This window comes from Streptomyces shenzhenensis (assembly GCF_003688995.1).
Taxonomy (GTDB): Bacteria; Actinomycetota; Actinomycetes; order Streptomycetales; family Streptomycetaceae; genus Streptomyces; species Streptomyces shenzhenensis_A.
Window position 1 is genome coordinate 26,888 of record NZ_PENI01000024.1, and the last position, 19,501, is coordinate 46,388.

The following is a 19,501-nucleotide window of genomic DNA, read 5'->3' on the forward strand; positions in this document are numbered from 1 at the left end:
AGTCCCCGTCAGTATCCCATGGGGGGTAAAGCGGTTTTCCCGGTCGCAGGCCCGTCTGTGACAATGGAGTGTCACCCGTGCAGAAAGAAGGACGTGCCGATCGTGGCTCAGAGCACCGAGACCACCGACTGGGTCTCCCGTTTCGCGGATGAGGTCATCGAGGAGTCGGAGCGTCGGGCCCCAAGCAAACCGGTCGTCGTCGCGTCCGGCCTCTCCCCCTCCGGCCCGATCCACCTGGGCAACCTGCGCGAGGTCATGACCCCGCACCTGGTCGCCGACGAGATCCGCCGCCGCGGCCACCAGGTCAGGCACCTGATCTCCTGGGACGACTACGACCGCTACCGCAAGGTCCCGAACGGCGTCGCGGGCGTCGACCCGTCCTGGGCCGAGCACATCGGCAAGCCGCTGACCTCCGTGCCCGCGCCGAAGGGCTCCGCGTACCCGAACTGGGCCGAGCACTTCAAGGCCGCCATGGTCGAGGCGCTGGCCGAACTGGGCGTGGAGTTCGACGGGATCAGCCAGACCGCGCAGTACACCTCCGGCGCCTACCGCGAGCAGGTCCTGCACGCGATGCGGCACCGCGGTGACATCGACGCGATCCTCGCGCAGTACCGGACCAAGCCGAAGGGCAAGAAGCAGTCGCAGAAGCCGGTCGACGAGGCCGAACTGGAGGCCGAGGAGGGCTCCGGCGCGGCGAGCGAGGACGACGGCAGCTCCGGCTCCGGCGGCTACTTCCCGTACAAGCCGTACTGCGGCGCCTGCGAGAAGGACCTGACCACCGTCACCGCGTACGACGACGACAGCACCGAGCTGACGTACGTCTGCGGCGCCTGCGGCTTCACGGAGACCGTCCGGCTGAGCGAGTTCGACCGCGGCAAGCTGGTGTGGAAGGTCGACTGGCCGATGCGGTGGGCGTACGAGGGGGTCGTCTTCGAGCCCTCCGGTGTCGACCACTCCTCGCCGGGGTCCAGCTTCCAGGTCGGCGGCCAGATCGTCGGGATCTTCGGCGGCAAGCAGCCCATCGGGCCGATGTACGCCTTCGTCGGGATCAGCGGCATGGCGAAGATGTCGTCGTCCCGCGGTGGCGTGCCCACGCCGGCCGACGCGCTGAAGATCATGGAGCCGCAGCTGCTGCGCTGGCTGTACGCCCGCCGCCGGCCCAACCAGTCCTTCAAGATCGCCTTCGACCAGGAGATCCAGCGCCTGTACGACGAGTGGGACAAGCTCGCGGGCAAGGTCGCCGAGGGCGCCGCGCTCCCCGGGGACGTGGCCGCCTACACGCGCGCGGTCGGCACGGCCGCCGGCGAGCTGCCGAGGACGCCGCGTCCGCTGCCGTACCGCACGCTCGCGTCCGTCGCCGACATCACTGCCGGTCACCAGGACCAGGCCCTGCGCATCCTGTCCGAGCTCGACCCGGCCGACCCGCTCGGCTCGCTCGACGAGGTGCGGCCGCGGTACGACAGGGCCGAGGCGTGGATCAACACGCAGGTCCCGGCCGACCAGCGCACCATCGTGCGCGAGGAGCCCGACGCCGAGCTGCTGAAGTCCCTCGACGAGCAGGGGCAGCAGTCGCTGCGGCTGCTGCTCGACGGGCTGGCCGAGCACTGGTCGCTGGACGGGCTGACCCACCTCGTGTACGGCGTGCCCAAGGTGCAGGCCGGGTTCTCCGCCGACGCCACGCCGAAGGAGCTGCCGCCGGAGATCAAGACCGCCCAGCGGTCGTTCTTCGCGCTGCTGTACCACCTGCTCGTCGGCCGTGACACCGGCCCGCGCCTGCCCACGCTGCTGCTGGCGGTCGGCCAGGACCGGGTACGGGCCCTGCTCGGCGAGTGACCCCGGCTCCATGAGAGGGGGCGCCCGGTGAACACCGGGCGCCCCCCTTTTCCGTCGGTTTTCCGTCGGTTTTCCGTCGGTCCCGCCGGCCGGGGCAGGTCAGGCGATGTGGTCCTCTTCCAGTTCCGCGGTGTGGCGGTTGGTGAAGCGGTTGACCATGCGCTTGGCCTCCTCCGCGGGCAGCGGCGTGCCGTACTCGGCCTCGACGTTGTCACCGAACTCGCGCGGGGTCGGATAGCTGCCGTTGATCGACTTCTTGAACACCTGGTAGTACGCGTCCTCGTCCGGCTCCGGGGCCGGGGTGCCGCCGCCCTCGCCCAGCTCCCGGGTGCGGTTCGGGCCCACCGGGATCGGGAAGCTGCCGGTGTCCTCGGGGGAGAAGGCGGGCGGCTCGGGCTCCTGGTACCGCTGCTCCTGGTACGGCACGTCGACCTGCCGGTCCTGGTGCGGCTGCTCCTGGTACGGCCCGCCCGGCCGCTGGTCCGGGTACTGCTGACCCTCGAACCACTGCTGCTCGTACTGCGCGTCGGGACCGTGGCCGGGGCCGTACCCGGGCTCGTACGCCGGGTCGTAGCCCGGGTCGAACGCGGGGTCGTAACCGCCCTGGTAGTCGACGGACTGGGGGTTCTTCTGGAACCAGGGGCTCTGCTCCGGATCCTGCGCGGACTCCGGCTGCCCGTCCTCCTGCCGGACGGGCCCAGGGGGCTCCTCGACGGCGGGCGCCGGCTGCTGCTGGGCGGGCGCCGGCTCGGCGGTCCGGTCGGGGGCGACGGCCGCAGGCAGCTCCGCCTGCTGGGGCGGCGCGGGTATCAGCATCGGTTCTATGCCCGCCGCCGCCAGGCCCGAGGGCGCCGTCTCCCCGAGCGGTACCCCGTACTTGGCCAGCCGCAGCGGCATCAGGGACTCCACCGGCGCCTTCCTGCGCCACGCCCGGCCGAAGCGGGAGCGCAGCCGCGCCTGGTACACGAGACGCTCCTGCTCCAGCTTGATCACCTGCTCGTAGGAGCGCAGCTCCCACAGCTTCATGCGGCGCCACAGCAGGAACGTCGGGATGGGCGAGAGCAGCCAGCGGGTGAGGCGGACGCCCTCCATGTGCTTGTCCGCCGTGATGTCGGCGATACGGCCGATGGCGTGCCGGGCGGCCTCGACCGACACGACGAAGAGGATCGGGATCACCGCGTGCATGCCCACGCCCAGCGGGTCCGGCCAGGCCGCGGCGCCGTTGAACGCGATCGTCGCCGCGGTCAGCAGCCAGGCCGTCTGGCGCAGCAGCGGGAAGGGGATGCGGATCCAGGTCAGGAGCAGGTCGAGGGCGAGCAGGACGCAGATGCCCGCGTCGATGCCGATCGGGAAGACGTAGGAGAAATCCCCGAACCCCTTCTTGAGGGCCAGCTCGCGGACTGCCGCGTAGGACCCGGCGAAGCCGATGCCGGCGATGATCACGGCGCCGGTCACGACCACGCCGATGAGAACGCGGTGCATCCGGGTCAGCTGGATTGGCGCGGCCACCCGTATTCCCCTCCCCTTGCGTGTGGTTGCGCGCAACAGGGTGGCACATGTGTGCGGCGCGCGTGTCGCCGGTCCGTCAGCAGGCCGTTGGTCAGCTCTTCTTGGCGGGCTCGGACGGGGAGGGTGACTTGGACGCCGACGCGGACGGAGCGTTGTCCCCGCTGTTCGCCGACGACACCGCGGCCACGGCCTCCTTGGCGGCCTTCTCCGCGGACTTCGCCAGGTCGCCGGCGTCCGGGGTCTTCTCGCCGGCCAGGCCCGCGCCGTTGTAGTCGAGGGTGACGACGACGTTCTCGACGCGTGCCACGACCGTCTGCTGCTTGAAGGCGCCTTCCTTCTTCTTCAGGTCGTAGCGCACCACCGTCGCCTCGTCGCCCGCCCCGGCGAGCGGCTGCGACGTGACGTTCTTGGCCCCGTCGACGGCCTTCGTGTCCTGGACCTGCTTGGTGTAGTACTCCTGCGCCTGCTTGTCGGCCGCACCGCGGTGGGTGTCGGACTCGAAACGCAGCAGGGAGACGCTCAGCCAGCGGAACTGGGAGCCCTTCACCCCGTTGTCGGCCAGGCTGGTCCAGGAGCAACTGGCCCGGGACGTGGTGTCGTTCGAACCGCCTTCCTTGCCCGACGCTATCCCCTTCGGGACGAGTTCGCCGAGCGTCTTCTTGGACAGCACGGCGCACGACTCCGGCAGCTTGCGGTACGCGGCGGCCTGCACGGTGGGCGAGGGGCTCACGGAGCTGCCGCTCGCGCTGCTGCTCGGGGACGGTGCGGACGCGCCGTCCTGGGAGCCGGAGTCCGAGGAGCAGCCGGCGGCGACGAATACCGCCGGAACGGCGGCCGCGCAGACAAGGACACGGCGCAGCCTCCCCGCTCGCCGGTCACGCTGATCACGCTGGTCGTCTCGCTGGTCTGCTCGCTGCATGGTTCCTTCACTCATGACGCTCGTGGTCCTGCGGTCTGATCGGGTCCGGGGGGCCACGGTACGCGGTGAAGGAGCTGTGCGGTTCCGGTACGCGCGCCTCGCGGAGCGCCCCGGAGGCGGGCGAACGGGCGGCTAGCCGCCCAGCGAATCGGCCAGCTGCGCGGCCAGATTCCGCGCCCTGTCCTGCATTTCCTCGCTGTCCGGGGTCACGCCGACGGTCGCCGGCTGCTCCGCGTACTCGATGGTCACGATCACGTTGGACGTGCGGAACACCACAGTCACCGTCCGCTGTGCGGCCGTCGAACCCGAGCCGCCGAGCTGGTCGTCGAGGAAGGACTCGTCGCCCAGGCCGTCGAGCACGCGCGGCTGGAGGCCGGACGAAGTGGCACCGCCGGACGCGCCGGCCGAGGGGGAGGCGGGCGAGGCCGAGGACGAGACGCTGGGCGAGGCGCCGGTGGACGGTTCGCCGCCGGCCGCGGGCGCCGAGGGAGCCGAGGGAGAGGAGGAAGAGCCGGACGCGCTGGGCTCGGGCAGGTCGGCCGCCGTCTCCTTGGCCGCGAACAGGTTCTGCGCCTGGTCGTCGTCGCTGACGGCGTTGTCGTACGACACGACCCGCTCGAAGTCGACGAGGAGATGGTCGGTGGCGTCGGTGGACTCGACCTTCCAACGGCAGCCGACCTTGCGGTCGGTGTCGTACGTCAGTGTCGCGGTGCCCTCGTACGCCCTGGTCCGCTGGTCCTGGTCGGTCATCTGCTTGATGCCGGGCAGCAGGGAGTCGAGGGTGCCGCGGCCGATCACGCCGCAGGGTTCGGGGAGTGTGCGGTACTTGCCCGGCTGGGCCGCCGCGGCCGCCGTGCCGGCGTCGCCCGGGTTCGCGTTGTCCGTCGACCCCTTGTCGCCGGACCCGCCGGTGCAGCCGGCCAGCAGCGCCGTCAGGAGAGCGGCGGTGCCGATTGCGTACGCCTTCCGCTGCACGGTCAGGGTCCTCTCGACGGTGTCGGTGCGTTCGGTGTTCCAGTGTCCCCGCTGGTTATTCGCTTGCCGCAGCGGGGCGCCCCCTGGAGACAATGTGTATCGCACGCGCTGCCGTACACGCCGGTCCGTTGTCGCTTTTCGTCGATCTTGGCGTCTGTTTTGCGGTTTGTCGCTTCCAGGGCTTTTGCTGACTTCTCGGGGGAATGAGGAAGACATGTCGTACGTGGAGATACCGGGCGCCAAGGTCCCCATCCGGCTGTGGACCGACCCCGCCACGGTCGAGGATGTCGCGCTGCAGCAGCTGCGCAACGTCGCTACGCTGCCCTGGATCAAGGGTCTGGCCGTGATGCCGGACGTCCACTACGGCAAGGGCGCGACGGTCGGATCGGTCATCGCCATGCGGGGCGCGGTGTGCCCGGCCGCGGTGGGCGTGGACATCGGCTGCGGGATGTCGGCGGTGAAGACGTCACTGACCGAGAACGACCTGCCGGGAGACCTGTCCCGGCTCCGCTCGAAGATCGAGGAAGCGATTCCGGTGGGCCGGGGCATGCATGACGACCCCGTCCGTCCGTCCCGTTTCCACGGCCTCGCCACGGGCCAGTGGGAGGGATTCTGGGGGCGGTTCGACGACATCGCGGAGGCGGTCAGGTTCCGGGCGGAGCGGGCGCGGAAGCAGATGGGCACGCTCGGTTCCGGCAACCACTTCTGCGAGGTGTGCGTCGACACGTCCGGTTCCGTCTGGCTCATGCTGCACTCCGGCTCCCGCAACATCGGCAAGGAACTCGCGGAGCACCACATCGGTGTCGCCCGGGGCCTGCCGCACAACCAGGGCCTGATCGACCGCGACCTCGCCGTCTTCGTGGCGGACACCCCGCAGATGGCGGCGTACGAGCACGACCTGTACTGGGCCCAGGAGTACGCGCGGTACAACCGGTCGCTCATGATGGCGCTCCTCAAGGACGTCGTCCGCAAGGAGTTCAAGAAGGCCAAGGTGACCTTCGAGCCCGAGGTGAGCTGCCATCACAACTACGTGAGCCGCGAGCGCTACGAGGGCATGGACCTGCTCGTCACCCGCAAGGGCGCGATCCGCGCGGGCTCCGGCGAGTACGGGATCATCCCGGGCTCGATGGGCACGGGTTCGTACATCGTGCGCGGCCTCGGGAACGAGAAGTCCTTCAACTCCGCGTCGCACGGCGCCGGCCGGCGCATGAGCCGCAGCGCCGCCAAGCGCCGCTTCTCCACGAAGGACCTGGAGGAGCAGACACGCGGCGTGGAGTGCCGCAAGGACTCCGGTGTGGTCGACGAGATCCCCGGCGCCTACAAGCCGATCGAGCAGGTCATCGACCAGCAGCGGGACCTGGTGGCGGTCGTCGCGAAGCTCAAGCAGGTCGTGTGCGTGAAGGGCTGAGGCCCGGGACCCCGGCCGGGCGCCGGGGTCTCACCCGCCCGGCGGGGGCTGCGCCCGGGCCGTGCGCAGCCGGGCGATCCGTTCGGTGCTGAACGCCACCGTTCGTCTCATGTGGCTCACGATCGTGGCGAGTTCGGTGTCGTCCAGGTCCTCGAAGAGGGTGGACCAGTCGCCGCCCAGCCGCTCCCAGGTCCGCCCGAACTCGGCGGTCCTCTCCGGCACCGCCGCCACCAGCACCCGCCGCCGGTCGGACGCGTCCCGCTCCCGGACCACATAGCCCGACCGCTCCAGCCGGTCCACCAGACGGGTCGCCGACCCGGTCGTCAGCCCGGTCAGCTCCGCGACCCGGCCCGTCGTCACCGGCGCCCGTTCCAGCGTGAGCAGGTTCAGGCACTGCAGATCGGTCGGGTGCAAGCCCAGATGGTCGGCGACGGCCTGATTGAACAGGGCGTACGAGGCCACGTACCGGCGGGAGACGGTGGACAGCTCCGCCAGCAGCCGTGCCCGCGCGCTCCCGTTCCCGGTCATGCGCTCCCTTTCGTCCGCGTGTTCGTCCGCGTCTTCGTCCGCGTCCTGCACAGGCCGCAGCGGGTCAGAACGAGTACGGGTCCCCGGTGGCCAGGACCAGCAGCCGTTCCCGGTCGTTGGCCCGGTTGTGGTCCACCGTGCCGCCGCTCCACACCGTGTCGAGCTCCACCGAGACCTCCGTGGGCCGGTCCCGCAGCGTCACCCCGAGCCGGATCTGCTCCCCGATCCCGTCCGCGGCCAGCGGTCCCGTCCCGCACACCAGCTCCCGTTCGCCGGTGCGCGCGCACCCGGCCGGCAGCTCCAGCCGGTCCGCGAGCGGCACCGACCAGCTCAGCTGCACGCTCGCGCCCGGCACCGCGGACGGCCCGTGGTTGCGCGGCGTGAACCAGATGTCGACCCGGTCCCCGGTCAGCATCGCCGACCCGTGGTACGCCAGGTCCGCCTCCGGCACCCCGGTCGCCCCGGCCGGCCCGGCCGCGGCCACCGCCAGCGCGGCGGCGCCCCACACAGCAAGCACCCTCGTCCTCCGCATGCCACCCACTCCGTCGTGCGATCCCGTGTCACGTCATCACGTACGCAGGGATGTATCCCACGCGGAGCGGATGGCAGGCGCCGTCCATCAGGTGACACCGTGCATGCCAAGCTGCACCCATGCTGATCCTCCGCTCCGCCGCCCTGTTCGTCGTCGCCGCCCTCTTCGAGATCGGTGGCGCCTGGCTCGTCTGGCAGGGGGTGAGGGAGCACCGCGGCTGGTTGTGGATGACCGGCGGCGTGCTCGCTCTCGGCGCCTACGGCTTCGTCGCCACTTTCCAGCCCGACGCCCACTTCGGCCGCATCCTCGCCGCCTACGGCGGGATCTTCGTGGCCGGTTCGATCCTGTGGGGCGTGGTCGCCGACGGCTACCGGCCCGACCGCTGGGACATCGCCGGCGCGCTGATCTGCCTCGTCGGGATGGCCGTGATCATGTGGGCGCCGCGCGACGCCGGCTGATCCGCCGCCCGGCACCGCCCGGCACACGGCGGCGGCCGTCGCCTACCCTAGGCAGAGACCCGCGCAGGCCCGCCCGAGGAGCAGCCCATGGCCACCGCCGTACCGTCCGCCGCCTCCCGCATCGCCGTCGTCACCGGTGCGAGCAGCGGAATCGGCGCCGCCACCGCCCGTGCGCTGGCCGCCGCCGGGTACCGGGTCGTCCTCACGGCCCGCCGCAAGGACCGCATCGAGGCGCTCGCCGAGGAGATCAACGCGGCCGGGCACGCGGCGACGGCGTATCCGCTGGACGTCACCGACCGGGCCGCCGTCGACGAGTTCGCGACCGCCTTCACGACGGTCGGCGTACTGGTCAACAACGCGGGCGGAGCGCTCGGCGCCGACCCGGTCGCCACCGGCGACCCCGCGGACTGGCGCTCGATGTACGAGACGAACGTCATCGGCACCCTCAACCTCACCCAGGCGCTGCTCCCCAAGCTGGAGGCGAGCGGCGACGGCACGGTCGTGGTGGTCTCCTCCACCGCGGGCCACGGCACCTACGAGGGCGGCGCGGGCTATGTCGCGGCCAAGCACGGCGCCCACGTCCTCGCCGAGACCCTGCGCCTGGAGATCGTCGGCCGGCCGGTCCGCGTCATCGAGATCGCGCCCGGCATGGTCAGGACGGACGAGTTCGCGCTGACCCGCTTCGGCGGCGACGCGGAGAAGGCGGCGAAGGTGTACGAGGGCGTGGCCGAGCCGCTCACCGCCGAGGACGTGGCGGAGACGATCGCCTGGACGGTGACCCGCCCCAGCCATGTCAATGTCGACCTGCTGGTTCTGCGTCCGCGGGCCCAGGCGTCCAACACGAAGGTCCACAGGGAGCGCTGATGTCCGAGGATCTCTCACCGGAACGCGCCGCCGAGAAGCGCCGGCTCGCCCAGGAGACGAAGAACGAGCGCCAGGTCTGGTACTTCCTCGCATACTTCCTCTTCGGCATCCACATCCTGGCCTGGGTAATGATCTACGCAGTACGCCACGGCAACTGACCCCCAAGGGGCGCGGGGAACGGCGCGATCAACCACAACGCACCCGCAGACAACCACGGTGGTTCAGTGCCCCGAAGGGGCGCGGGGAACGGCGCGCCCAGCCACAACGCACCCGCAGACAACTACGGCGGTTCAGTGCCCCGAAGGGGCGCGGGGAACGGCGCGCCCAGCCACAACGCACCCGCAGACAACCGATAGCCCCCCCACAACACGGCGCACCAGGCACTCGGCAAGCCGTCAACGACCCCCCGCTGCATAAACCGCCGGAGGCACCCCCACCGTCGAAGTGAAATCCCGCACCAAGTGAGCCTGATCCGCATACCCGAGATCCGCGGCCAGGGCCGCCCAGTCCACCGAGCCCTCCCCCTCGGCACGCTCCAGCGCCTCGTGGATGCGGTAACGCAGGATGACCCACTTCGGCCCGACCCCGACGTACCCGGCGAAGAGCCGTTGCAGCAGCCGTACGGACACCCCCTCCGCACGGGCGAAGTCCGCGACGCGGCGGATCGAGCGGTCGGTGCGGATCCGGTCCACCAGACCCGCCGCGAGGTCGGCCTGCGGATCGGGCCGGGGACCGAGGGAGAGCAGGAACGCGTCCAGGGCGGCGACGCGGGCGTCCTCGTCGTCCGGATCGAGCACGGCCCGCGGGTCGGCGTCCGGCCAGACGTCCGGGAAGCGGACGCGGCGGCCCGTCCACGCGGCCACCGGGCGGTCCGGTGCGAAGGGCCGGAAGCCGCCGGGCCGGAACTGGATCCCGCAGACCCGGCCCCTGCCCGCCAGCTTCTGGGTGAACAGCCCGAGCCCGACGCCCGCGACCTCGGCGAACGGCTCCTGGCCCGCGAAGTGCTGGAAGACGACGTTCACCGAGGGGTGCGGGACGACATGGGAGGCGTACGGCCGGGCGAGGTCCCAGTCGATCAGCCAGTAGTGCTCCAGGTACGGGCGCAGCGGAGATCGGGTTCTCCCCTGGTCGAGCGCAGCCGAGAGCTCGGGGAAGGGCTCCCGGCGGCGGAAGTCCACGTGGGCGAAGAGTTCCGTGGCGTCGACGATGCCTCGGGTGTCACGGCGTGGGGCGGCCATGCCGGGATCGTAGATCGGGGCACCGACATCCGCCGGACGGACGACCGCCGGAATAGCGGACGGAGGCCCACCGTTGGGAGGGTATAGTTGAACCGTAAACAACTTGGAGGGTGAGCGACCATGCAGTTCGGGATCTTCAGCGTCGGCGACGTCACGCCCGACCCCACCACAGGGCGTACGCCGACCGAGCGCGAGCGCATCAAGGCCATGGTCGCCATCGCGCTGAAGGCCGAGGAGATCGGCCTGGACGTCTTCGCGACCGGCGAGCACCACAACCCGCCGTTCGTGCCGTCCTCGCCGACCACGATGCTCGGCTACATCGCCGCGCGCACGGAGCGGCTGATCCTGTCCACCTCCACCACCCTGATCACCACCAACGACCCGGTGAAGATCGCGGAGGACTTCGCGATGCTCCAGCACCTGGCCGACGGCCGGGTGGACCTGATGATGGGCCGCGGCAACACCGGACCGGTCTACCCCTGGTTCGGCCAGGACATCCGCCAGGGCGTCAACCTGGCCATCGAGAACTACGCCCTGCTCCACCGGCTGTGGCGGGAGGACGTGGTGAACTGGGAGGGCAAGTTCCGCACCCCGTTGCAGGGCTTCACCGCCACGCCCCGCCCGCTGGACGGCGTACCGCCGTTCGTCTGGCACGGCTCCATCCGCTCCCCGGAGATCGCCGAGCAGGCCGCCTACTACGGCGACGGCTTCTTCCACAACAACATCTTCTGGCCGGCCGACCACACCAAGCGGATGGTCGAGCTGTACCGGACCCGGTACGCGCACTACGGGCACGGCACACCCGAGCAGGCGATCGTCGGGCTCGGCGGCCAGGTGTTCATGCGGAAGAACTCGCAGGACGCGGTGCGCGAGTTCCGCCCCTACTTCGACAACGCGCCGGTCTACGGGCACGGGCCCTCCCTGGAGGACTTCACCGACCAGACCCCGCTGACCGTCGGCTCCCCGCAGCAGGTCATCGAGAAGACGCTGTCCTTCCGCGAGTACGCCGGCGACTACCAGCGCCAGCTGTTCCTGATGGACCACGCCGGGCTGCCGCTGAAGACGGTGCTGGAACAGCTCGACCTGCTCGGCGAGGAGGTCGTACCGGTGCTGCGCAAGGAGTTCGCCGCGGGCCGCCCGGCCGACGTGCCCGAGGCCCCCACCCACGCGTCCCTGCTCGCCGCCCAGGAGGTGTCCGTCGCATGAAGCTCGTCGTCGTCTCGGCGGGACTGAGCGTCCCGTCCTCCACCCGGCTGCTCGCCGACCGGCTGGCCGCGGCCACCGCCCGGCACACCCCGGTCGACGTCCAGGTCGTCGAGGTGCGCGAACTCGCCGTGGAGATCGCGCACCACCTCACCAACGGTTTCCCGGGCCGGGCCCTGTCCGCCGCGCTGGACGCGGTCACCGGGGCGGACGGGCTGATCGTCGTCACCCCGGTGTTCACGGCCTCCTACAGCGGACTGTTCAAGTCCTTCTTCGACCTGATCGATCCGGCGGCCCTGACCGGCAAGCCGGTGCTGATCGCCGCGACCGGCGGCACGGCCCGGCACTCCCTGGTCCTGGAGCACGCCCTGCGCCCGCTCTTCGCCTACCTCAGGGCGGTGGTCGTACCCACCGCCGTGTACGCCGCCTCGGAGGACTGGGGCGCGCCGGGGCTGGCGGAGCGGATCGACCGGGCGGCGGCGGAGCTGGCCGCGCTGATGACCGGCCTGACGCGGAGCGATGCGGCCATCGGGAGCAACGCGGTCACCGGGCGCGAGGCGGGCGCCGGGAGCGCGCCGGACACCGCGGACGCCCTGCGAGTGGTGCCCTTCGAGGAGCAGTTGGCGCGGCTCGGCGCCGCCTGACAGCCGCTCGGCCGCGCGGCGGGGCCCACGGTGAGAGGACGGTAGGTGCCGGCTCCGGGTTGCGTCCGGGACGGTGAGAGCCAGGTAAAAAGGGTGATCGTAGGCACGCTCGGCACGGCCGAACCGCCGGTGGCCTTGGCAGACTGGGGGCGTGCCCCAGACTGTGCTGCTCGCCGAAGACGACCGTGCCATCCGTCACGCCCTGGAGCGTGCCCTGACCCTGGAGGGCTATGAGGTGACGGCGGTCGCCGACGGGGTGGAGGCGCTGGCGCATGCCCACCGCACGCCGCCGGACGTCCTCGTCCTCGATGTGATGATGCCGGGCATCGACGGACTCCAGGTGTGCCGGGTGCTGCGCGCCGAGGGCGACCGCACCCCGATCCTGATGCTCACCGCGCTGGTCGAGACCGCCGACCGGATCGCCGGCCTCGACGCCGGCGCCGACGACTACGTCGTCAAGCCGTTCGACGTCGAGGAGGTCTTCGCCCGGCTGCGCGCCCTGATGCGCCGCACCACCCCGGTGACCGCGGGCGGGAACGGCGGCGGGAACGGTGGTGGCGGCAACGGCGGTGGTGCCGACCCGGTCCGCGGCGCCCAGGCCAACGACCGTCAGGTGGAGGCCGCCGGGCTGCGCATGGACCTCCAGGCGCGCCGGGCCTGGCGGGGCAAGCGGGAGCTGGAGCTGACCCGCACCGAGTTCGAACTGCTGGAACTCCTGGTCCGCAACGCCGGCATCGTGCTCGACCACTCCACCATCTACGACCGCATCTGGGGCTACGACTTCGGACCCGGCTCCAAGAACCTCGCCGTCTACGTCGGCTACCTGCGCCGCAAGCTCGACGAGCCCGGCGCACCGCAGCTGATCCACACCGTGCGGGGCGTGGGTTACGTGCTGCGGGAGGACTGAATGAGCCGCCTGCGCCGGCTGCCGGTCCTGCGCAGGCTGTCGGCCCTGCGTCGGCTGCCGCCTCTGCGTCGGCTGTCGGCGCTGCGCCGGCCCAAGCTGGTCTCGCTGCGCACCACCTTCGCCGTGTCCTTCGCTGCGGTCACCGCCGTCGTCACGGTCCTCGTCGGCATCCTGTCCTACGGCGCCGCGGCCCGGCTGGTCCGCGTGGACCAGCAGTCCGTGTTCACCCAGGTCGTGCAGGACGTACAGGCCGAGGTGCGGCAGCAGGAGATGGTCCCCGACGACTTCAGCTCCGCCCGGCCGGGACACGATGTGGTCCGGCCCAGCCGCACCGACGTCCAAGTCCTCGGCGCCCAGGGCCAGATCGTCGACCACGGCAGCCCGGGGCTGCCCGTCACCGCCGGGGACCGGGCGGTCGCCACCGCCAGGGAGGCCGGGAAGACCGTCCAGTACACGGACGTCCGGGTCGGCGAGGACCTGTTCCGGATCGCCACCGTCGCGCTCGGCGACGGGCGGGGCGCGGTGCAGGTCGCGCAGGAGTTCAGCGACACCGAGGACCTGCTGCGGGCGCTCCAGCAGCGCACGCTGATCCTGATGGCCGCGGTCGTGGTCGCCGCCGGACTGTTCGGCTGGTGGCTGGCCCGCCGCATCACCCGGCGCCTGGTCCTGCTCACCACCGCCGCCGAGGACGTCGCCCGCACCCGCCGGCTGGGCATCGAGGTGCCCGTCGCCGGACTCGACGAAGTGGGCCGTCTGGGCCGGGCGTTCGACCGGATGCTGGGGCGCCTCGCCCAGTCGGAGGAGGACCAGCGCCGGCTGGTCCAGGACGCCGGCCACGAGCTGCGCACCCCGCTCACCTCCCTGCGCACCAACATCTCCCTGCTGCGCCGCATCGACGAGCTGCCGCCCGCCACCCGCGACGAACTCGTCGCCGATCTCACCCAGGAGGCCCGCGAGTTGACCGACCTCGTCAACGAACTGGTCGACCTCGCCGCCGGGCAGTCCGACACCGAGCCACCGCAGCGGGTCGACCTCGCGGACCTCGCCGAGGACGTGGTGGGCCTCGCCCGCCGCCGCACCGGCCGGGACATCGTGCTGCGGGCCGCCGGGGACACCAGCACCGACGGCCGGCCCGCCATGCTCCAGCGCGCGATCTCCAACCTGGTCGAGAACGCCACCAAGTTCGACCGCGACAGCGGTTCGCCCATCGAGGTCCGGGTCACCGGCCCCGTGCCCCCCAGGGGCCACGGCCCGGCCCGTACGGGCGCCGGAGCCACCGGACCGGTCCGCGTCGAGGTACTCGACCGCGGGCCGGGCATCGCCGACGGCGACCTGATCCGCGTCTTCGACCGCTTCTACCGCGCCGCCGACGCCCGCTCCCTGCCCGGCTCCGGGCTGGGCCTGTCCATCGTCCGGGAGGTGGCCATGGCACACGGCGGCACTCCGTTCGCCCTGCGCCGCGAGGGCGGCGGCACGGTGATCGGATTCACGGTGGGCGGGGGACTCACGGGGGACACCCGTGACGGACCATGACGGACACCTGACCTGGGCCGAGCAGTCCCGCGACGACGGCGGCCCGGGGCCGGGCGTACGGGTCTTCCGGCACGGGTCGGCGACGGCGGTCGCCAGCCCCGGACTGTCCGGCCGGGACCGGCTCGCGGTGGCGGGCGACCCCTCGGACGCGCTGCCCCTGGTCCGGGACGCGCTGCGGGAGGTCGGCCCGACGTACCGGCCGTTCGGGGACGCGCGGCTGATCGACGCGCTGGTGCGCGGGACACCCGGGCTGCTGCCCGGCGGCGCCGGGTTCCTGTGGATGGAGACGGCGACGGCACCCGGCGCGGCCACCGGCGTGCGCTGGCTGGACCCCGACGGCGAGCGGGCGGCTGGTGCGCTGATCGACCTGTGCTTCCCCGACTCCTACGCGCGGCCGGGGCGGCCGGGGGTGCGACGGTGGGCCGGGGTCCACGGGGGTGAGGGCGGCGGCGCGGGTGGCGGGCACGCGAGCGCGGGCGACGGCGGTACCGGCGGGGCGTACGCCGGTGTGGGCGGCGGAGGCGCGGCGGTCGTCGCCGTCGCGGCGGATGCCTGGTCGGCGGCCGGCTGCGGGTTCCTGGCCGGGGTCGTGACCCATCCGCGGGCCCGCGGCCGGGGGCTGGCCGCTGCCGTGTCCGCGTTCGTCGTCGACGCGCTCGTACGGCGACACGGCCGCGCCGCGCTGATGGTGGACGCGGACAACTCGCCCGCGATCGCCGTCTACGAACGGGCCGGAATGCGCGGACGCCGGTTCGGGGCGGCGTTCGTGGGGTGATGAGTGGTGGTTTGTGAGTGGGCGGTGTCCGCTGTGGTGCGGGTGGGGGTGGTGCGGCCCCCGGGGCTCACGGTGTCGTGGGTGGTGGGGGCGGTGTGATGTCCGGGTTCGGTGTCCGGGCGCGTCGGGTCAGGGACGGCAGGGCGGGCGGGGTGAGGAAGCCCTCCGCCCGCGCGCTGGCCAGTCCGATGCGCGGGATGTCGCTGCTCTTGGCGAACAGCAGGAACCGGGGCTCCCACACGGGCCGGTACTTGGCGTTCGCCCGGTACAGGGACTCGATCTGCCACCAGCGCGAGAAGAACGTGAGCACCGAACGCCACACGCGCAGGACCGGGCCCGCGCCCAGCCGGGAGCCCCGCTCGAAGACGGCGCGGAACATCGCGAAGTTCAGCGACACCCGCCGTACACCCAACTCCTCGGCGCGCAGCAGCAGTTCCACGACCATGTACTCCATCAGCCCGTTCTCGCACGCCCGGTCCCGGCGCATCAGGTCCAGCGACAGGCCGTACTCGCCCCAGGGGACGAAGCTGAGCAGCGCCCGCGGTTCCCCGGCCGCGTCCCGGCACTCCAGCATCACGCAGCGCCCGTCGGCGGGGTCGCCGAGGCGCCCGAGGGCCATGGAGAAGCCGCGCTCGGTGGCGCCGTCGCGCCAGTGGTCGGCGCGGTCGACCAGCAGCGCCATCTCGGACTCGGGGATGTCCGCGTGGCGGCGCACCCGCACCGTGTACCCGGCCCGCCGGACCCGGTTGTGCGCCTGGCGGACCACGCGCATCGCCCGCCCCTCCAGCGTGAAGTCGGCGAGCTCCACGACGGCCTCGTCGCCCAGCTCCAGGGCGTCGAGACCGTGCCGGGCGTAGACCGTGCCGGCCTCCTCGCTCGCGCCCATCACCGCGGGCGTCCAGGCGTGCCGGCGCGCCTCGGCGAGCCAGGCGTCGATGGCACCGGGCCAGGCCTCCGGATCGCCGATCGGGTCCCCGGAGGCCAGGCTGACGCCGCCCACCACGCGATAGGTGACGGCCGCCTTGCCGCTCGGCGAGAAGCGGGCCGACTTGTCCCGGCGCAGCGCGAAGTAGCCGAGGGAGTCGCGTTCGCCGTGCAGTTCAAGCAGCGCCCGCAGCCGCTCCTCGTCCGCCGCGCCGAGCAGCGCCTGCCCGCGTGGGGCGCGGAAGCAGGCGTACAGGACGAGCAGGAACGTGGCGGCGATCAGGACGTTGACGATGATGTCCACCCAGCGGGGCGCGTTCACGGAGTCGACCCGGTCGGCGAGCGGGCCGACACTGACGCCGCGCAGCAGGGTGTACGCGATCCGGTCCGCCAGGCTCGCGCCCGGCTGCGTGTTCGTCGCGCTCACCAGCAGCGTGCCGAGCGCGCCGCTGACCAGGACGCCGCCCGCGCCGACGGCCAGGGCGAGCCGCGGGTTGGAGCGGTCGCCGATCGCGTCGAACTCGCGGCGGCCGACCAGCAGCGCGGCCACGAACAGGCCGGTGAGCGCGGCGGAGAGCCAGTTGAAGAGGTGCCTGCCGTAGGCGTCGGTGGTGAGCGCGAGCGTGTAGAGGCAGCACAGGGGGCCGGCGAGGAGCAGGTTGAAGACCCAGGCCGCGCGTTTGCGGCGGCGCATCACCACCGCGAGGAACAGCGCGAGCGCCGCCGAGACCAGGCCCGCGGTGGCCAGGTACGGCGTGAAGAACTCGCCCGCGTTGTGCTCGTGCACCTCCTCGCGGAACGGCAGCGAGACGACCGCGACGATGTTGAGGACGGCGAGCAGCCGCAGGTACCAGACGGTCGCCACGGCGGCCCGCGTCCGCAGCCGGGCGGGCACGGCGATCCGGCGGCGCTTGGGTGGGGCGGGGAGCTGCGGGGGAGCCAGTGTCGACTGCTGTGCGGGCATGGTGACCTTGGGGACGGGGGTGGGCCGTCGTCGACCCTACGACTTGTAGGGTAACGGACGGATGAGGGCCACGAAACCGTCCCCCCGCCCGTCACCGCACGCCTCGCAGACCGGCCGCGCCCTGAAGGGGCGCGGGGAACGGCGCGACCAGCCACGACGCACCCGCAGCCAACCGACGACCCCATCCCGGCCCACCCAGCGGAGCGCCTAGTCCGGGCCCCGGCGCGCCGCCGTCAGATGCCAGGCCAGGTTCCCCACCGCCGCCCCGGCCGCCACCACCGCGACGATCACGCCGCCGGTGGCCAGCCCGTCGCTGAACAGGTGCGGCCGTCGTTCCAGACTGTGCAGGCCGAAGCCGCACAGCTCGTACACCCCCACGGCGGCGATGGCGAGGCTCACGACGAGCACCGCGATGGTGGGCCCGAGACCGTCGGCCGCCGCCCGTGCGCCCGGCTGCGGGCGGCGCGCCCCCTGTGCGTTCGTGTCCGCGTTCGTGCCCTGCATCATGCCCCCGTGTACGAGTCGTACGGCGCCTGGACAGCTGGGAACCTACATCACGTAGGGTTGTTCGGGCCTAGGCTTGGCGCCGTGCGGATCTATCTGAGCGTGGACATGGAAGGCATCACCGGGCTCGTCGACCGCGATGACGTCCAGCCCGACGGCCGGGACTACGAACGCGGCCGGTCGATGATGGCCCAGGACGTCAACGCCGCGGTACGGGGCGCTCTCGCGGCCGGCGCCACCGACGTACTCGTCAACGACGCCCACGGCCCCATGCGCAACCTGCTGCCCGAGTCGCTGCACCCGGCGGCCCGCCTGGTCCGGGGCAAGCCGAAGCAGATGGGCATGCTGGAGGGGCTCACCGCCTCGCACGACGCGATGATCTGCGTCGGCTACCACTCCCGGGCCGGCGCCCTCGGCGTACTGAGCCACAGTTTCATGGGTCACGAGATCGAGGACATCTGGCTGGACGGCAGCCCCGTCGGCGAGATCGGCCTGGCCCAGGCCACCGCGGCGGCACTCGGCGTCCCGGTGGCCGTCCTCACCGGGGACGACGTGGCCTGCGCGGAGGCCACGTCGTGGGACGACCGGATCGCCGCGGTCCCGGTGAAGTACGCGCACGACCGCTTCGCGGCGGAGCTGCGCCCCGAGGCGGAGGCCCGGCAGGCGATCGAGGACACGGTCGCCGCGGCCCTCACGCCCCTGCCGCTGCGGCCGGCCGCGATCGCCGACGACGTCACCCTCACGGTCCGTTGGCAGTCGTCCTCGGTGGCCGCCACCCTGCCGGGCATCCCCGGGGTCACCGCCACCGACAGCCGCACCGTCCAGGCCAGTGGTCAACTCCCTTATCTCTACCGCCAGTTCGGAATCTGGATGCGGGTGGCGACATCGATGACCAACCAGCCGCCGTACTGCTGACCTCCGAGCCGCAGCCGCTCAACGCGCCGACTCCGGCGCGGGGACGGGAACGAAGCACGCCGAGTCCCCGGGAACACCGACGCGCACGCCGCCGTCGTCATCGACGTACCCCCACTCGAAGGGCACGCCCCGCGCGGTCACCGGATCCGGGCCGTCCATGAGCTGGAAGTGCAGGTGCGGTTCGGAGGAGTTGCCGGAGTTGCCGCACTCGGCCAACTGCTGCCCGGCCGACACCCGGTCGCCGACGGAGACGCGCAGGGAGCCGCGTCTGAGGTGCGCGAAGCAGGCGTACACCTCGTCGCCGAGGTCGAGCACGACGTGGTTGCCGAGCAGATGCCCCGGCCGCCCCAGGCTCCGTACGAAACCCTCCAGGTACAGATAGGCGAAGCCGGGCAGCGAGGAGCGGGAGAGATGGTCCCGGTGCCGCCCGACGACCGTCACGACCCGCCCGTCCCCGGGGGCCGTCACGGGCCGGCCGAAGGCGGGGTACCGCTCCGGCCGCCGGGCGAGCGGCCACACGGACGCGAACTCCGGTGCGGCGGCCCCGGCTTCCGCGGCCGGCGGGCGATGGATGAGGTCGATGGCGTAGCTCTGCGCATAGATGTGGGTGTGACTCGGCACCTTGGCGGCGGGACCGTTGAGCGCCTGCCAGCGCCCGGCGACGGGCACCCCGACACGGACCGGCACCCGCCCCAGCGGCGGCCGCTGGGCCCGCCACAGCGACCACCGCATCACCAGACCGGCCACCAGCAGCGCGACCCCCGTGAACCACAGGGGCCCCAGCCCCTGCCGATTGACCACGACACAGAGGGCCCCGCCCACGAAGACGGCCCCGTGCGCCCGGCACAGAACCATGAACAAGGGTCAC

The 19,501-nt window shown here is 72.3% G+C and carries 20 protein-coding genes; 11 read left to right on the forward strand and 9 right to left on the reverse strand.

From position 1 onward, the window contains the following. The first annotated feature begins 93 nt into the window (after window positions 1-93). Window positions 94-1,833, forward strand: a complete 1,740-nt coding sequence (lysS, locus tag CTZ28_RS30625; protein WP_121892966.1) for a lysine--tRNA ligase — start codon at window positions 94-96, stop codon at window positions 1,831-1,833. A gap of 99 nt (window positions 1,834-1,932) precedes the next feature. Here lysS and CTZ28_RS30630 read toward each other — a convergent pair whose 3' ends face one another. The 3 genes from CTZ28_RS30630 to CTZ28_RS30640 form a co-directional block, all read right to left on the reverse strand. Further along, window positions 1,933-3,342, reverse strand: a complete 1,410-nt coding sequence (locus CTZ28_RS30630) for a DUF2637 domain-containing protein (protein ID WP_183154669.1) — start codon at window positions 3,340-3,342, stop codon at window positions 1,933-1,935. A 91-nt stretch (window positions 3,343-3,433) separates the two neighbouring features. After that, window positions 3,434-4,276, reverse strand: coding sequence for a DUF3558 family protein (locus tag CTZ28_RS30635; protein ID WP_121892967.1), 843 nt, complete (start codon window positions 4,274-4,276; stop codon window positions 3,434-3,436). Between the two features lie 117 nt (window positions 4,277-4,393). Further along, on the reverse strand, window positions 4,394-5,236 hold the full coding sequence (locus CTZ28_RS30640; RefSeq protein ID WP_121892968.1) for a DUF3558 domain-containing protein: 843 nt from the start codon (window positions 5,234-5,236) through the stop codon (window positions 4,394-4,396). A 214-nt stretch (window positions 5,237-5,450) separates the two neighbouring features. Between CTZ28_RS30640 and CTZ28_RS30645 the strand changes: the two genes are divergently transcribed. Continuing rightward, window positions 5,451-6,644 (forward strand): RtcB family protein, encoded by a 1,194-nt coding sequence (locus CTZ28_RS30645; RefSeq protein ID WP_121892969.1) that lies wholly within the window; start codon window positions 5,451-5,453, stop codon window positions 6,642-6,644. A gap of 30 nt (window positions 6,645-6,674) precedes the next feature. Here the strand turns inward: CTZ28_RS30645 and CTZ28_RS30650 are convergent, their stop codons facing one another. Together CTZ28_RS30650 and CTZ28_RS30655 are read right to left on the reverse strand one after the other, a co-directional pair. Beyond that, window positions 6,675-7,172 (reverse strand): MarR family winged helix-turn-helix transcriptional regulator, encoded by a 498-nt coding sequence (locus CTZ28_RS30650; RefSeq protein WP_121893070.1) that lies wholly within the window; start codon window positions 7,170-7,172, stop codon window positions 6,675-6,677. A gap of 64 nt (window positions 7,173-7,236) precedes the next feature. After that, complete coding sequence (locus CTZ28_RS30655; protein ID WP_121892970.1) at window positions 7,237-7,704, reverse strand: hypothetical protein; 468 nt, start codon at window positions 7,702-7,704, stop codon at window positions 7,237-7,239. Between the two features lie 119 nt (window positions 7,705-7,823). Here CTZ28_RS30655 and CTZ28_RS30660 point away from each other — a divergent pair, with 119 nt between their 5' ends. The 3 genes from CTZ28_RS30660 to CTZ28_RS47300 all read left to right on the forward strand — a co-directional run bounded on the left by CTZ28_RS30660 (window position 7,824) and on the right by CTZ28_RS47300 (window position 9,184). Further along, entirely contained in the window at window positions 7,824-8,162 is a 339-nt protein-coding gene (locus CTZ28_RS30660; protein ID WP_121892971.1) for a YnfA family protein, read from the forward strand. Window positions 8,163-8,249: 87 nt separating this feature from the next. Further along, a complete protein-coding gene (locus CTZ28_RS30665) occupies window positions 8,250-9,026 on the forward strand; it encodes an SDR family NAD(P)-dependent oxidoreductase (protein WP_121892972.1) in 777 nt (258 codons plus the stop codon). Then, window positions 9,026-9,184 carry a hypothetical protein gene (locus tag CTZ28_RS47300; protein WP_183154670.1) on the forward strand — a complete coding sequence of 53 codons (159 nt, stop codon included), beginning with the start codon at window positions 9,026-9,028 and terminating at the stop codon, window positions 9,182-9,184. Before CTZ28_RS30665 ends, CTZ28_RS47300 begins: the two co-directional genes overlap by 1 nt. Window positions 9,185-9,421: 237 nt before the next feature. Here CTZ28_RS47300 and CTZ28_RS30670 read toward each other — a convergent pair whose 3' ends face one another. Further along, window positions 9,422-10,264 (reverse strand): helix-turn-helix transcriptional regulator, encoded by an 843-nt coding sequence (locus CTZ28_RS30670; protein ID WP_121892973.1) that lies wholly within the window; start codon window positions 10,262-10,264, stop codon window positions 9,422-9,424. A gap of 120 nt (window positions 10,265-10,384) precedes the next feature. Here CTZ28_RS30670 and CTZ28_RS30675 point away from each other — a divergent pair, with 120 nt between their 5' ends. From CTZ28_RS30675 to CTZ28_RS30695, 5 genes are all read left to right on the forward strand, one after another. Beyond that, a complete protein-coding gene (locus CTZ28_RS30675) occupies window positions 10,385-11,470 on the forward strand; it encodes an LLM class flavin-dependent oxidoreductase (RefSeq protein ID WP_121892974.1) in 1,086 nt (361 codons plus the stop codon). Then, window positions 11,467-12,111 (forward strand): FMN reductase, encoded by a 645-nt coding sequence (locus CTZ28_RS30680; RefSeq protein ID WP_121892975.1) that lies wholly within the window; start codon window positions 11,467-11,469, stop codon window positions 12,109-12,111. The genes CTZ28_RS30675 and CTZ28_RS30680 overlap by 4 nt, the downstream gene beginning before the upstream one ends. A gap of 151 nt (window positions 12,112-12,262) precedes the next feature. Beyond that, entirely contained in the window at window positions 12,263-13,018 is a 756-nt protein-coding gene (locus CTZ28_RS30685; RefSeq protein ID WP_121892976.1) for a response regulator transcription factor, read from the forward strand. Beyond that, complete coding sequence (locus tag CTZ28_RS30690) at window positions 13,019-14,551, forward strand: HAMP domain-containing sensor histidine kinase (RefSeq protein WP_121892977.1); 1,533 nt, start codon at window positions 13,019-13,021, stop codon at window positions 14,549-14,551. Then, window positions 14,538-15,326, forward strand: coding sequence for a GNAT family N-acetyltransferase (locus CTZ28_RS30695; RefSeq protein ID WP_121892978.1), 789 nt, complete (start codon window positions 14,538-14,540; stop codon window positions 15,324-15,326). The genes CTZ28_RS30690 and CTZ28_RS30695 overlap by 14 nt, the downstream gene beginning before the upstream one ends. 67 nt (window positions 15,327-15,393) lie before the next feature. On the opposite strand, the gene CTZ28_RS30700 is transcribed toward CTZ28_RS30695, so the two are convergent. Further along, the gene (locus tag CTZ28_RS30700) at window positions 15,394-17,214 is read right to left on the reverse strand and encodes a phosphatidylglycerol lysyltransferase domain-containing protein (protein WP_121892979.1); all 1,821 of its coding nucleotides are present in this window, start codon (window positions 17,212-17,214) and stop codon (window positions 15,394-15,396) included. A 207-nt stretch (window positions 17,215-17,421) separates the two neighbouring features. Further along, window positions 17,422-17,721 (reverse strand): hypothetical protein, encoded by a 300-nt coding sequence (locus CTZ28_RS49360; RefSeq protein ID WP_310887635.1) that lies wholly within the window; start codon window positions 17,719-17,721, stop codon window positions 17,422-17,424. Between the two features lie 81 nt (window positions 17,722-17,802). On the opposite strand from CTZ28_RS49360, the gene CTZ28_RS30710 reads away from it, so the two are divergent. After that, window positions 17,803-18,633, forward strand: a complete 831-nt coding sequence (locus tag CTZ28_RS30710; RefSeq protein WP_121892980.1) for a M55 family metallopeptidase — start codon at window positions 17,803-17,805, stop codon at window positions 18,631-18,633. An 18-nt stretch (window positions 18,634-18,651) separates the two neighbouring features. On the opposite strand, the gene CTZ28_RS30715 is transcribed toward CTZ28_RS30710, so the two are convergent. After that, window positions 18,652-19,488: a M23 family metallopeptidase gene (locus tag CTZ28_RS30715; protein ID WP_121892981.1), complete on the reverse strand. Its 837-nt coding sequence runs from the start codon at window positions 19,486-19,488 to the stop codon at window positions 18,652-18,654. Window positions 19,489-19,501 lie beyond the last annotated feature (13 nt).

Coding starts and splice junctions, on each gene's coding strand:
- CTZ28_RS30635 (WP_121892967.1), bottom strand. CDS start 4,276: ATGAGTGAAGGAACCATGCAGCGAGCAGACCAGCGAGACGACCAGCGT.
- CTZ28_RS30645 (WP_121892969.1), top strand. CDS start 5,451: ATGTCGTACGTGGAGATACCGGGCGCCAAGGTCCCCATCCGGCTGTGG.
- CTZ28_RS30650 (WP_121893070.1), bottom strand. CDS start 7,172: ATGACCGGGAACGGGAGCGCGCGGGCACGGCTGCTGGCGGAGCTGTCC.
- CTZ28_RS30655 (WP_121892970.1), bottom strand. CDS start 7,704: ATGCGGAGGACGAGGGTGCTTGCTGTGTGGGGCGCCGCCGCGCTGGCG.
- CTZ28_RS30660 (WP_121892971.1), top strand. CDS start 7,824: ATGCTGATCCTCCGCTCCGCCGCCCTGTTCGTCGTCGCCGCCCTCTTC.
- CTZ28_RS30665 (WP_121892972.1), top strand. CDS start 8,250: ATGGCCACCGCCGTACCGTCCGCCGCCTCCCGCATCGCCGTCGTCACC.
- CTZ28_RS47300 (WP_183154670.1), top strand. CDS start 9,026: ATGTCCGAGGATCTCTCACCGGAACGCGCCGCCGAGAAGCGCCGGCTC.
- CTZ28_RS30670 (WP_121892973.1), bottom strand. CDS start 10,264: ATGGCCGCCCCACGCCGTGACACCCGAGGCATCGTCGACGCCACGGAA.
- CTZ28_RS30675 (WP_121892974.1), top strand. CDS start 10,385: ATGCAGTTCGGGATCTTCAGCGTCGGCGACGTCACGCCCGACCCCACC.
- CTZ28_RS30680 (WP_121892975.1), top strand. CDS start 11,467: ATGAAGCTCGTCGTCGTCTCGGCGGGACTGAGCGTCCCGTCCTCCACC.
- CTZ28_RS30690 (WP_121892977.1), top strand. CDS start 13,019: ATGAGCCGCCTGCGCCGGCTGCCGGTCCTGCGCAGGCTGTCGGCCCTG.
- CTZ28_RS30700 (WP_121892979.1), bottom strand. CDS start 17,214: ATGCCCGCACAGCAGTCGACACTGGCTCCCCCGCAGCTCCCCGCCCCA.
- CTZ28_RS49360 (WP_310887635.1), bottom strand. CDS start 17,721: ATGATGCAGGGCACGAACGCGGACACGAACGCACAGGGGGCGCGCCGC.
- CTZ28_RS30715 (WP_121892981.1), bottom strand. CDS start 19,488: ATGGTTCTGTGCCGGGCGCACGGGGCCGTCTTCGTGGGCGGGGCCCTC.